General features: G+C 32.7%; 13 protein-coding genes and 1 tRNA gene. 6 read left to right on the forward strand and 8 right to left on the reverse strand.

Annotated elements, in window-relative coordinates; translation table 11 throughout:
- Nucleotides 1–131: 131 nt before the first annotated feature.
- From ACTU6T_RS04630 to ACTU6T_RS04645, 4 genes are all read left to right on the forward strand, one after another.
- Complete coding sequence (locus tag ACTU6T_RS04630; RefSeq protein WP_460220091.1) at nucleotides 132–2,522, forward strand: efflux RND transporter permease subunit; 2,391 nt, start codon at nucleotides 132–134, stop codon at nucleotides 2,520–2,522.
- 48 nt (nucleotides 2,523–2,570) lie between these two features.
- Nucleotides 2,571–4,001 (forward strand): asparagine--tRNA ligase, encoded by a 1,431-nt coding sequence (gene asnS / locus ACTU6T_RS04635; RefSeq protein ID WP_460220092.1) that lies wholly within the window; start codon nucleotides 2,571–2,573, stop codon nucleotides 3,999–4,001.
- Nucleotides 4,002–4,168: 167 nt separating this feature from the next.
- Nucleotides 4,169–5,632, forward strand: a complete 1,464-nt coding sequence (gene rpoN / locus ACTU6T_RS04640; RefSeq protein WP_460220093.1) for an RNA polymerase factor sigma-54 — start codon at nucleotides 4,169–4,171, stop codon at nucleotides 5,630–5,632.
- Between the two features lie 110 nt (nucleotides 5,633–5,742).
- Complete coding sequence (locus tag ACTU6T_RS04645; RefSeq protein WP_460220094.1) at nucleotides 5,743–6,237, forward strand: hypothetical protein; 495 nt, start codon at nucleotides 5,743–5,745, stop codon at nucleotides 6,235–6,237.
- Between the two features lie 7 nt (nucleotides 6,238–6,244).
- On the opposite strand, the gene ACTU6T_RS04650 is transcribed toward ACTU6T_RS04645, so the two are convergent.
- From ACTU6T_RS04650 to ACTU6T_RS04685, 8 genes are all read right to left on the reverse strand, one after another.
- The gene (locus tag ACTU6T_RS04650; RefSeq protein ID WP_460220095.1) at nucleotides 6,245–6,973 is read right to left on the reverse strand and encodes a porin family protein; all 729 of its coding nucleotides are present in this window, start codon (nucleotides 6,971–6,973) and stop codon (nucleotides 6,245–6,247) included.
- 98 nt (nucleotides 6,974–7,071) lie between these two features.
- Nucleotides 7,072–7,548, reverse strand: coding sequence for an ExbD/TolR family protein (locus ACTU6T_RS04655; protein ID WP_460220096.1), 477 nt, complete (start codon nucleotides 7,546–7,548; stop codon nucleotides 7,072–7,074).
- Nucleotides 7,549–7,565: 17 nt separating this feature from the next.
- A complete protein-coding gene (locus ACTU6T_RS04660) occupies nucleotides 7,566–8,174 on the reverse strand; it encodes an ExbD/TolR family protein (RefSeq protein WP_460220097.1) in 609 nt (202 codons plus the stop codon).
- Between the two features lie 9 nt (nucleotides 8,175–8,183).
- Nucleotides 8,184–8,627, reverse strand: coding sequence for a hypothetical protein (locus ACTU6T_RS04665; RefSeq protein WP_460220098.1), 444 nt, complete (start codon nucleotides 8,625–8,627; stop codon nucleotides 8,184–8,186).
- A gap of 27 nt (nucleotides 8,628–8,654) precedes the next feature.
- Nucleotides 8,655–9,425, reverse strand: a complete 771-nt coding sequence (locus tag ACTU6T_RS04670; protein WP_460220099.1) for a MotA/TolQ/ExbB proton channel family protein — start codon at nucleotides 9,423–9,425, stop codon at nucleotides 8,655–8,657.
- Nucleotides 9,426–10,038: 613 nt separating this feature from the next.
- Nucleotides 10,039–10,126 (reverse strand) — tRNA-Ser (locus tag ACTU6T_RS04675).
- Between the two features lie 56 nt (nucleotides 10,127–10,182).
- Nucleotides 10,183–11,214: an asparaginase gene (locus ACTU6T_RS04680; RefSeq protein WP_460220100.1), complete on the reverse strand. Its 1,032-nt coding sequence runs from the start codon at nucleotides 11,212–11,214 to the stop codon at nucleotides 10,183–10,185.
- Between the two features lie 2 nt (nucleotides 11,215–11,216).
- Nucleotides 11,217–11,984 (reverse strand): TatD family hydrolase, encoded by a 768-nt coding sequence (locus tag ACTU6T_RS04685; RefSeq protein ID WP_460220101.1) that lies wholly within the window; start codon nucleotides 11,982–11,984, stop codon nucleotides 11,217–11,219.
- An 81-nt stretch (nucleotides 11,985–12,065) separates the two neighbouring features.
- On the opposite strand from ACTU6T_RS04685, the gene ACTU6T_RS04690 reads away from it, so the two are divergent.
- Both ACTU6T_RS04690 and ACTU6T_RS04695 read left to right on the forward strand, forming a co-directional pair.
- Complete coding sequence (locus ACTU6T_RS04690) at nucleotides 12,066–12,506, forward strand: retropepsin-like aspartic protease (RefSeq protein WP_460220102.1); 441 nt, start codon at nucleotides 12,066–12,068, stop codon at nucleotides 12,504–12,506.
- 67 nt (nucleotides 12,507–12,573) lie between these two features.
- A complete protein-coding gene (locus ACTU6T_RS04695) occupies nucleotides 12,574–13,209 on the forward strand; it encodes a response regulator (RefSeq protein WP_460220103.1) in 636 nt (211 codons plus the stop codon).
- The last annotated feature ends 180 nt before the right edge of the window (nucleotides 13,210–13,389 follow it).

Consider the following 13,389-nt stretch of genomic DNA (forward strand, 5'->3'; position numbering starts at 1 on the left):
TGAATGTCTTACATCGACTCCATTTCATCTTACAAAAAAAAGTTAAACTATAGTTATAGCTTCTAATAAATAACTTTTTCCCCTTACAATCCCTAGGTTTTTTCTACCTTTGCGCTTGTTTTAGAACTAAGATGCTTAAATTGTTTACAAAGGATTTTTGGGAAATTGTTGCGCGATTAATTTTACGCAACAAGATTGGTATTTTAATTGCCATAATTCTAGCTACATTATTCTTTAGCTCGCAATGGAAACATATGCGTTTCACTTATACAGAAGCTAACTTGCTTCCTGATGAACATGAAGTGAATGTTACCTATAACAACTTCTTAAACATCTTTGGTGAAGAAGGTAATTTAATTATTCTTGGTGTTAAAGACTCCACATTATTTACTGTTGATAAATTAAATGCTTGGAATAAGCTTTCAGAAGATTTTAAAGCTTTTGATGAAGTAGAAACTGTAGTTTCTATCAATGATTTACAAAAATTGGTTAAAAATAAGAAAGCGGAAAAATTTGACCTGGTTCCATTTATTAAAGATTCCATAACATCTATCGAGCAAATAGATGTGCTTCAAGAAGAATTATTTGAACAGTATCCGTTCTATGATAATTTCTTGTTTAATACGGAAACAAAAACCATAAGGACTGCCATCTACTTAAAGAAAGATATTGTAAATACATCTGCACGAAAAGATTTCATCATGCTAACACTTGATGATAAAATCAAAAATTTTGAAGCTGCTAATGATTTGGATGTGCGTATTTCTGGTATGCCATATATACGAACTTTAAATTCTCAAAATATAGTTGATGAAATTGGGCTCTTTATTGGGCTCGCTTTAGGTGTTACCTCTTTAATTTTCTTTTTCTTTTTTAGATCATTTAGAGCAACTTTCATATCGCTAATTGTTGTTTGCGTTGGTGTGATGTGGACCTTTGGAATTTTAGGTTTACTTAATTATGAGATTACTGTACTTACAGCATTAATACCACCACTTATTATCGTTATTGGAATTCCTAACTGTATTTTTCTAATTAATAAATACCAGCATGAAGTTAAGCTACATGGTAATAAGGTAAAATCGTTACAACGAGTTATTACTAAAATTGGTAATGCCACATTAATGACCAATGTCACTACTGCTTCTGGATTTGCCACCTTTATTTTAACTGAAAGTAAGCTTCTTAAAGAGTTTGGTATTGTTGCTTCGTTAAGTATTCTAGCAATTTTCATGTTGTGTTTACTTATTATTCCAATCATCTATACCTTTTTACCGTATCCTAAAGAACGGCATTTAGAACACCTAAATAAACGTTGGATTGGTGGCTTTGTCAATTGGATAGAGCGTATGGTTAGAGAACAAAAAATTGCAATTTATGTCACTTCTCTTATACTCATTATCGCTAGTATTATTGGTATTTACAAAATAGAAATATCAGGTAGTCTAATTGAAGACATGCCAAAAGAAGAAGCCTTTTTTAAAGATATTAGATTCTTTGAAGATGAATTTGATGGCATTATGCCATTAGAGATTATGGTTGATACCAAGCGAAAAAAAGGCGTTATGAAATTGAGTACACTTAAAAAAATGGAAACGCTGGAAAACCTTATAGATGAAACTCCAGAGTTATCACGTCCTATTTCTGTAGTAAGTTTAGTAAAATATAGCAAACAAGCCTATTACAATGGTAATCCTAAGTATTATCAACTACCAACCTCTCAAGAAAATAGCTTTATTTTATCATATGCTAAAAACTCTTCTTCAGATGTAGACTTACTTCAAAATTTTGTAGATAGTACTGGCCAATATGCACGTATCACGACCTTTATGAAAGATATAGGTACGAAAAAAATGGAACGCATCCAAGAAGATCTTCAGAATAAAATTGATAAAACATTTCAGCCAGCTGATCACTATAATGTAACAATGACAGGCAAAGCATTAGTGTTTCAAAAAGGCACTAAATACCTCGTAAAAAATCTTGCAATTTCATTATCATTAGCCATATTTCTTATTTCATTATTTATGGCCTATATGTTCAGATCGGTGAGAATGATTATTGTGTCATTAATTCCGAATGTATTACCATTAGTTATCACAGCTGGATTAATGGGTTATTTAGGTGTCCCTATTAAACCATCAACAATTTTAGTATTTAGTATTGCTTTTGGTATTTCTGTAGATGATACCATTCACTTTTTGGCAAAATATCGTCAAGAATTGCAAGCGAATCACTGGAAAATACGAAAGTCAGTTTATGCAGCTTTACGCGAAACTGGCGTGAGTATGTTCTATACGTCAATTGTATTATTTTTTGGATTCATTGTTTTTACAACCTCTAGCTTTGGAGGAACAGTTGCATTAGGTGCACTAGTTTCGGCAACTCTGTTATTTGCCATGCTATCCAACTTACTTTTATTGCCATCGCTATTACTTTCTTTAGAACGAAGTATTGCCAATAAAGAAGTGATGCGCGAGCCGTCAATTAATATTATCCCAGAAGAAGACGAAGATTCTTAAGACAAATAAATTCTATAAACATTTATATTTGCATAAAATTTTAAACTAATGAGCTATACAGTTTCACAATTACTAACACAAGATATTACATTCCAACCCATAGAAATTAAAGGTTGGGTAAGAACCTTTAGAGCTAATCGATTTATTGCTTTAAATGATGGGTCGACTATAAATAATATCCAATGTGTTGTTGATTTTGAAAATACTGAAGAAGCAATTCTAAAACGTATTACTACAGGTGCTGCAGTTCATATTAAAGGAGAATTGGTAGAAAGCCAAGGTAAAGGTCAAAAGGTAGAGATTCAAGTAACCTCTATTGAAATTCTTGGTGATTCTGATCCAGATGAATATCCTATTCAGCCTAAAAAACACACGTTTGAGTTCTTACGTGAGAATGCCCATTTACGTACTAGAACTAATACATTTAGTGCAGTCATGCGTTTGCGGTCGTCATTATCATTCGCCATTCACAAGTATTTTAATGAGAACGGATTTTACTACATGCATACACCTATCATTACAGGAAGTGATGCTGAAGGTGCAGGTGAAATGTTTAGAGTAACTAATTTAGATGCTAAAACTCCTCCTTTAGATCAAAACGGACAAGTAAATTACACTGAAGATTTCTTCGGAAAAGAGACCAACTTAACTGTATCTGGACAATTAGAAGCTGAAACCTATGCCATGTCCTTAGGAAAAGTATATACGTTTGGACCTACTTTTAGAGCCGAAAACTCCAATACATCACGACACCTAGCCGAATTTTGGATGATTGAGCCTGAGGTTGCCTTCATGGATTTAGCTGGGAATATGGACTTAGCCGAAGACTTTATGAAATCGGTATTAAGTTATGTTTTAGAGCATAATCGTGAAGACTTAGAATTTTTAGAAAAGCGTTTATTAGATGAGGAAAAAACCAAACCTCAAACAGAACGCTCAGACATGAGTTTGATTGAAAAAATCAAGTTCGTTGTTGATAACAACTTTAAACGTGTGAGTTATACCGAAGCAATTGAAATTTTACGCAGCTGTAAGCCTAACAAGAAAAAGAAATTTAAGTATCTCATTGAAGAATGGGGAGCTGACCTTCAAAGTGAGCATGAGCGTTTCTTAGTAGAGAAACATTTCAAATGCCCTGTGATTTTATTTGATTATCCCGCTAACATCAAAGCCTTTTACATGCGCTTAAATGAAGATGGTAAAACCGTTCGCGCCATGGATATTTTATTTCCTGGTATTGGAGAAATGGTTGGAGGGTCTCAACGTGAAGAGCGATTAGATGTGCTTAAAGAAAAAATGAAGGCATTAGATATCCCTGAAGAAGAATTATGGTGGTACTTAGACTTACGTAAGTACGGGACTGCAGTACATTCTGGATTCGGTCTTGGGTTTGAGCGTTTAGTAATGTTTGCCACAGGAATGAGCAATATTAGAGATGTAATCCCTTATCCAAGAACACCTCAAAACGCAGAATTTTAAAAAATAAAAAGCCTGTAGGTTATAAAATACCAACAGGTTTTTTTAGTTTTATATATAGAATCATTTCAAATAGAAAAAAATCTGTGTTGTTGGAATAATTCTTGTAGATTTATAGATATTGTTTTTACAATCAACTATTAAACCAACTAAATACGAGCTAACACTATATGGCTTTAAAACAATACTTACAGTTTAAATTATCACAAAAGTTGTCTCCACAACAAATTCAACTTATGAAGTTGATTCAACTGCCTACACAAGCTTTTGAGCAACGTATTAAGCAAGAATTGGAAGAAAATCCAGCTTTAGATACGGGAAAGGAAACTAAAGACGAGGATAAATTTGATGAGTTTGACAACTCAGCTGATGAGTATGACGATAGCGAGACCATCAATACTGATGACATCAATATCGATGAGTATTTGAGTGATGATGTTGTTCCAGAATATAGAACTCAAACTAATAATTACAGTGCAGATGACGAAGAGAAAAATGTCCCTTATGCAGCAGGAACTTCATTTACCCAACATCTAAGAAACCAGCTAAACACCTTTAGACTTAATGAAGAAGAACGTGACATTGCAGAATTTCTTGTAGGTAGCGTAGATGAAAGTGGCTATATCCGTCGCTCCTTAAGTGATATCATGGATGATCTGGCGTTCACACAAAATATTTTTACAACAGAAGATAAAATTGAACATGTTTTACAAAAGGTCCATCAATTAGATCCAGCAGGTGTTGGTGCTAGAAATCTTCAAGAGTGCTTAAGTATTCAGCTACATCGCAAGGAAAAACACCCAGATGTACAGTTAGCATGTGATATTATCGATAAAGCCTTTGATCAGTTTACAAAGAAACATTACAAGAAGCTACTTCAAAAATTTGATATTACAGAAGTTCAGCTTAGAGATGCTATTGAAGAAGTGGAACGTTTAAATCCTAAACCAGGTGGCTCTTACTCTGGAAATAATAAAATAGTAGAACATGTCGTACCAGATTTTGCAATTAAAATTGTTGATGGTGAGTTAGAATTAACGCTTAATGGAAGAAACGCACCTGAACTTCATGTCTCTCGCGAGTACAGTAATATGATGAAAGGCTACAAAGCATCTAAAGATAAGAGTAAATCTCAAAAAGATGCTGTTATGTTCATTAAGCAGAAATTAGATGCTGCCAAATGGTTTATCGAAGCCATAAAACAACGTCAGCAGACATTATTTGTTACAATGAGTGCTATTATGCAGTATCAAAAGGATTATTTCCTTACAGGTGATGAACGCAAGCTTAAACCAATGATTTTAAAAGATATTGCCGATGAGATTGAAATGGATGTTTCAACAGTTTCTCGTGTGGCAAATAGTAAATATGTCGATACACCTTATGGCACAAAATTGATTAAAGAATTCTTTAGCGAATCAATGACCAATGACCAAGGAGAAGAAGTATCTACTCGTGAGATAAAGAAAATTTTAGAAACCGTTATCGAAGAAGAGGATAAGAAAAAACCGTTAACCGATGAAAAATTAGCAACAATTCTCAAGGAGAAAGGCTATCCAATCGCTCGAAGAACGGTAGCAAAATATCGTGAGCAGTTAGATATTCCTGTGGCTAGGTTACGGAAGAAGATATAATGAACCAGCTCCTCAAAAGCATATCATACATTTTTCACCCTCTGCTTATGCCCTTGCTTGGCGTAATCTTTTATTTTTCTAAATCTCCACGGTTTATTCCAGAGCCATTGATGAGAGCCAAGTTTTTTTCAATTAGTATTCTTACTATCGTTTTACCAATATTATTGTTCTATTTATTAAAGACCATTAATAAGGTGCAATCTTTTCATTTAGAAAGTGTTGAAGAACGTCGTTTACCTTTACTTATTAATTGTGGGATAATTATCCTGATATTAATTCGAGTACTTCCGATAGATGAGATACCAGAACTCTATTTCTTTTTTATTGGTATACTCATGTCAACAATAACCTGTTTTGTTCTTGCAGTAGTAAAATTCAAGGCTAGCATTCATATGATAGCTTCTGCTGGTTTTTTTATGTTTGCCATTGCAATAGCCATTCACTTCAAAATAAACATTAATGGAACTATCGCACTGATGTGTATCATTTTAGGCGCTATAGCAACCTCAAGGCTACATTTAAAAGCACATACAGTCATTGAGTTAGCCGTTGGATTTTTTGTGGGCTTATTGCCACAATTGATACTTTTAAATTACTGGATGTAGATCAAAGTTATAAAATATAGAATATCAATCCTATTTTTACAGCATTCATGTCTATACTACTATTAGTGTCAGACAAGGTAGCATTGTCATCAAAAATGCTATTTAGCGCATAATAAAAATGAAAATTAACGTTAGAGTATCCAGCACTTAAGGTCAATCCATATTGTAAATCATTAAAATGATCAATATTAGATAATTTAATATTATTTGGATTTCCATTGAACTTTGAAGAATTATGCACGACATAACCAAATTTAATACCTGCATAAATACGCCAAAAATCATAATCGCTAGCAGTAGAAGTGCGCCATCTAAACTCTAATGGAACTTCTAAAAGATAGGTTGTAAATTTATTTTTACTAAAAGACACATCACCTTCAATCACTGAATAATTAAAGCTACCATCTATTTCAGAAATTAATAACGTTTGATTATAGGAATTGGTTGACAATCCTAGACCTATTCCAATGGCCTTATTACGTTTTTCATTGATAGGCATATCTCTAATAAATCCAAAATGAAATCCGCTCGAAAACCCACTCTGTGACACACCCTTAGGTTTGTTACCTAATAAATTATAGGTTACCGAAAAATAAAATTGATCCTCTCTATATCTATCATCAACAACCTTGGTGCTGTCTTTACCTTTAGTTCCTTTAAGAGGATTTTCTCCTTGTTGAGCATTCAAGCCAAACAAGGTCATACATACAAAAATGAGTAACCACAATCGTTTCATATCACAAATATAACTCAATAGTTCATAGAAAATTTCAGCACGTACATAAAAAAAGCATCCAAATTTGGATGCTCTTTTATCATTTATCTTGTATTTAACTAATTTTCGAGTGCACTACCAGTTCCTACACTATAATTAATTTTTAATGCATTAGCTTCTCGGAGTTCTTGTTTAATATCTCCTACAATACCCATATTTGCTTCTCGATCTACTTTAAGAGAAACAGTCATATAAGGAATTAAGTCTTCAGATAACAATGCAGATCTTTCTGCATTAATAAATGCTTGAATTTCACCGATGTCAGCAAATTTATCATTGAGTTGTAATCTAGCTTCGGTACCAAATTTCTCATACCCTCGAGCAGGTTTTCCTGCATAGATATAGCTAATGGGATACTTTTTTTCTAGCTTCTCAACCTGATCTGCCAATGGTAATCTGTTTTCAATAAGAAGTGTATCTTCTCTCATCACAGTAACTACCATAAAGAAAAATAATAGCATGAAAACAATATCTGGTAGTGATGCTGTATTTACAGCGGGTAAAGCATTGTCTTTTTTACTCTTAAATTTAGACATATTCTTAATGTTTTATTTTATTGTACTTCAGAAAGCTTTTCCGGATACTCTTTTCTAATTTGATCGATTATCTCTTTAAGTTTCTCTGTATTACCAGTAAACTTAGGATCTTTATAATTCTTTTCCATGGTCACAAAATCCATGTCTCTAAATCCTTTTTGAGGTCCTATCTGTAAAGCTCTTTTGTTTCTTAAATCATTATAAGCTGCAACCAGTTCATTTTGAACAGAAATATAGGTCTTATACGATGTTTCTCTTTCGTTTTTTAAAGAGATAATGGCTTTATCAGGGTTATCTGATGATTTAGGATCTCTACCTCCATTACAATAGTTACAAGAACCATCACCACCATTATCTAAAAATTCAATCGCAGCTTTTCTTAAGTCTTTGAGTTCCATTAATTCATCCTCAACTAGGAGTTGATCCTTACCATTTATTAAAACCGTGAAGATGTTTTTTTGTTTAATTACAACGTCTTCTTCATTAGGCGGTTCTATAGGTGGCAACTTACGACTAATCCCTGAATCTTTTGGGATTGTGGTTGTTACTAGGAAAAATATAAGAAGTAAGAATGCTATGTCTGCCATAGACCCAGCATTAACTTCTGGTGCTGATCGTTTTGCCATAATTTTAAATTATTTACTAAGCATCTTTTTAACTCCGAAGAACAACATAAGACCTGCTGCCAACAAAATTAAAATATAGAATGCTTTAATTCCTGCTTCAATCAATTGCGATCCAGACGCCGATAAAGTTGTACCATCGCTTAATAGTCGCTCTTCTCCTGAAGATGCAAACCATGCGATTGCTAAAACTAGAGCAAAAACACCTAAAGACATTAATGCTTTTTTAAGTTTATCAGGCTGACTAACCAAGTTAATTAAACTGAAAACTACAGCTGATATTGTTGCGATTGCTAAGACTACATAAGCTAAGTTCGCAAAACCAGATAAAACACCTTGATTTGCTACATCAGACTCAATCGCCTCATCACCTAACATCATTATTCTTACCAAAAAGAACACTGCAATTAGACCGATTACTAAAGCAACAATTTTGATTATTTTTTGAATATTCATATTATGTTTGATTTAATAATTGGTTTCTTACTTCTTGTGTCTTACTAATAAATCCATTAGTGAGATAGATGCATCTTCCATATCGTTAACGATGCTGTCAATTTTTGAAATGATATAATTATAGAATATCTGTAATATAATAGCAACAATTAGACCAAAAACGGTTGTTAATAAGGCTACTTTAATACCACCTGCTACTAATGAAGGGTTCATATCCCCTGCAGCTTCAATTTTATCAAAGGCATCAATCATACCAAGTACTGTTCCCATGAAACCAAGCATTGGTGCTAATGCGATAAATAATGAAATCCAAGACACATTCTTTTCTAATTGTCCCATCTGAACACCACCATAAGCTACAACAGCTTTCTCAGCAGCATCAATATCTTCGTCTGCTCTATCTAATCCTTGATAGAAAATAGATGCAACAGGACCTTTTGTATTTCTACAAACTTCTTTTGCTGCTTCAATTCCACCAGAGTTAAGTGCATCTTCCACATCTGCTGTTAATTTTTTTGAATTTGTTGTTGCAAGATTTAAATAGATAATTCTTTCAATAGCAATGGCTAATCCTAGAATTAAACATAGCAATACAATTCCCATAAAAAATGGACCACCTTCAATAAAACGCTCCTTTACCTTTTGTGTAAAAGATTTTTCAGCTGCAGCTGGTTCTTCTTGAAATGATGTGGCAACTGCTGTAGTTGCAGTCTCTACTGTATAAGCATTTGTAGTTGCATTAACAGTACCGAAAGCCATGATACATGCTATGGCTAAGATAGAAAATAGTCTTTTCATCGTTCTTGTTCTTAATTTTATTAGTTAAAGTGTTAAAGATATAAAAAAATTGTAATTAAAAAATAAAAATCCCAATTGAGTAGTGAGGTTTAACGTTGTTACACTCAATTTGAAAATTTATAATGACGAATTTAAATAAAATGTTTTGGATTATTGGTTTTGATTTTAAAAAATCTTTTAAAAACTCTGTATATATCACACTTTTAACAATGTAACTATAGTTTTACTTCGGAAAATATCAAACCATGTTTCGTTTATAACTATAAGTAAGACAGTAAATTGATTTCAAAACAACCAATAAACATATCTACTACAACACTCATTTATTTGAATTTAATAGTCATTCAACATTAATAAAGTTGATGATATGTGTCTCAATAGAGTATTGAACAACACTACAACCTATTATATTAGTAAACTAGCGTTTGTTATCAAATCACCCCTACAAATTTACTGAAGCAAACTTCGACAAATACATGGATTGACTTCGTCCATCCTATTAGGTTATGCTGGCAATACACTATAAGCAAACTAGCGTTTGCTTATGAAAACACCCTTTAGAATTTACTGAAGCGAGCTTCGACAAATTCTAAAGGGTGTTTTCATGTATTCGCAGAGAGGAAGGGATTCGAACCCTCGATACCCTTTTGGAGTATACACACTTTCCAGGCGTGCGCCTTCGACCACTCGGCCACCTCTCTTTTTGAGCATGCAAACATACAACTCAAATCATAATTATAAAACTTTGTGATTAATTTTAAGACATCTCTCCTCGCAATGAGGTTTCAAAAATAGTCTTGAAGGTTTTAAATGACACTTTTTCACCTAACATAAACATCATTTTTGCTAGCGCTGCTTCAGTTGTAATATCTTTCCCCGAAATTACACCTATAGATTTCAATTGTGTACTTGTTTCATATTGCCCCATACTAACACTTCCGCCTTCACATTGAGACACATTTACAACTGGAACTTCTCTTTTTATAACCAGCTTTAATAAGTCTATAAACCAAGATTCTGTAGTCGTATTTCCTGCCCCATAGGTTTCTATAACTATACCCTTAACATGAGATAAGTTAAATAAAGGAGATAGCACAGATTCTGATATGCCAGGAAACAATTTTACGAGTAAGATATTATTTTCAAATTGCTTATGCACTACAAGCTTCTTTCTTAAATTAGGCTTGAATAAATCATCATACTCTACTTTTAAATGCACTCCTGATTCAGCCAAATGCGGATAATTCATGGATTCAAAAGCTTCAAAATGCTCGGCATTTATTTTAGTTGTTCTATTTCCGCGGTATAATTTGTATTCAAAATACAAACCTACTTCTTTAATAACTGGCTTACCTCGATGTTGTAAGGATGCCATTTGTATTGTCGTAATCAAATTCTCTTTAGCATCAGTTCTTAAATCTCCAATAGGCAATTGTGATCCAGTAAAAATGATTGGCTTGGATAAATTCTCAAACATAAAACTTAATGCTGAAGCCGTATAACTCATCGTGTCACTTCCGTGTAACACAACAAATCCATCAAATGCGTCATAATTATTTTCAATAATTTCGGCTATTTGAATCCAATAGGTTACATTCATATTACTAGAATCTATAGGATTATCAAAGGAAATAGCTTCAATATTACAATCTAATAATTGAAGCTCTGGAATATTTTTGAGCAGATTTCTAAAGTCAAAAGATTTTAAAGCTCCCGTTTCTGGATGTTTTATCATTCCGATAGTTCCTCCAGTATATACTAGTAATATGTTAGGTGGGTTTGTAGACATTATTAAACTCCGAATATATCCTTAGAATTTTGAGTTGTAATTTCGGCAATTTTTTCTTCGGAAACATTATATATCTCACTTAATTTTTCTAATACCTTTATAAGGTATGCACTTTCATTACGTTTTCCACGAAACGGTTTAGGTGCTAAATACGGTGAATCTGTTTCGAGTACGATATGTTTTAAATCAATATCTTTAAGAAATTGATCTATTTTACCATTTTTAAATGTTGCTACTCCGCCTATACCTAATTTCATATTATAAGATATGGCCTGATGTGCTTGTTCTATGGTTCCTGTGAAACAATGAAAAATTCCATAAAGTTTATCATCGTTAACCTCGTCTAAAACCTCAAAAATTTCATCAAAAGCTTCTCTACAATGAATTACGATGGGCAAGCCATATTGTTTTGCTAAATTAATTTGATGTTTAAAAGCGGCTTTTTGAATATCTAATGTAGAAGTGTCCCAATACAAATCAATACCAATCTCACCTATCGCATAAAAATGACGATTGGCCAATAAACCTTCAACGTGTCTTAATTCTTCTTGATAATTATCTTTAACTGAGGTAGGATGCAAACCCATCATTAAAAATACATGATCAGGGAAATCATTTTCCAATTTCAACATGGCTTCGGTGTAACTCGAATCAATTGCTGGAATAAAAAATCTTGAGATATTTTGAGCTAATGCACGATTAATCATTTCGAAACGATCCTCATCAAAAGCCTCACTATATAAATGTGTATGGGTATCTGTAATTATCATTTTGCAAAAATAAATGAATTAATAATAAGGTCTACTAATACAATACATTCTTTACTATTATCTTTGTTTAAAATTACAGCTATGGAATCGTTACAGGAGTATTTAATTGATAAAGGTTACGTGAAGGTGAAATTAAAATTGACCAAAACCAATCATTTTGAAATTAAAGCCACCATCAATGGTGTAAAAGGTCTTTTTATTTTAGATACAGGAGCTTCAAGTTCCTGTGTGGGTTTTGAAGCTATTGAAACCTTCAATCTTACAGCTAAAGATTCTAAAATAAAAGCGGCTGGTGCAGGTGCAACAGATATAGCAACCCAAGTTTCTAAAAAAAATACACTAAAAATAGGAAAATGGAAAAAAGATAAGGTCGCATTAATACTATTTAATTTAACTCATGTAAACAAGGCTTTAACCACTCATAATGTAGAGCCTGTAGATGGTATTATTGGAGCAGATATTCTCAAAAAATCAAAAGCTATTATAGATTATGACAAAAAATACTTGTATTTAAAACTGTAAAACTTATATACCGATATTAAAAAAATCTCAGTATATTTATATTTGAATCCCTCACAACTAAAGCCCAATGTCGACGTCAATTATTATAGCAGACGACCATCCACTTATTCTTAAAGGTCTCAATGACTTCCTTCTAGAAAAACATTTTAATGTCATAGCGAGTGCAAAAAATGGAAAAGAAGCCTTTACCTTAATTAATGCACACCAGCCAGATATTGCCATTTTAGATATTCAAATGCCAATATTTACTGGATTACAAGTTGCAGAAAAATGTAAAGATGCTGGTTTAAAAACTAAAATCATAATCATCACTTTTGAAAAAAGTGATGATATTTACAATAAAGCGAGATCATTAGGCATTTACGGATACATATTGAAAGAATTTGCAATCGCAGAAATTGAACACTGTATTGCATCTGTACTTAAAGAACATACGTATTTTAGCCCCGAGCTTATTGAGTATTTAGAAATAAAAGAAACCCCTGAAGCTTTAAAAACACTTACTGATACTGAAATGAAAGTATTAAAGCTCATAGCTCTAAATAAAACTGCTAAAGAAATTGGACGTGATTTATTTATATCTGATCGTACTGTTGAAAAACATAAAAGTCATATCCGTACTAAGCTCCAATTGGAGTCTAAATCTAATAGTATTGTATTATATGCTAAAGAACATGAAGAATTTTTATCAAAATATACGTAGAACTACGTATTGACTCACATAGTTTTAATGCTGATATTTGCTTCAGCTATTAATTCTTATAGGGAGAATTAAATCACAAAACTCTGAATCGGATAATCGGTTCAGAGTTTTCGCTTTTATAAAAACAGGTATATATACCTATTGCCGATAGCCGCATAAATAAAGATATTTACTTACTAT

The sequence above is a fragment of the Psychroserpens citreus genome (assembly GCF_055686305.1).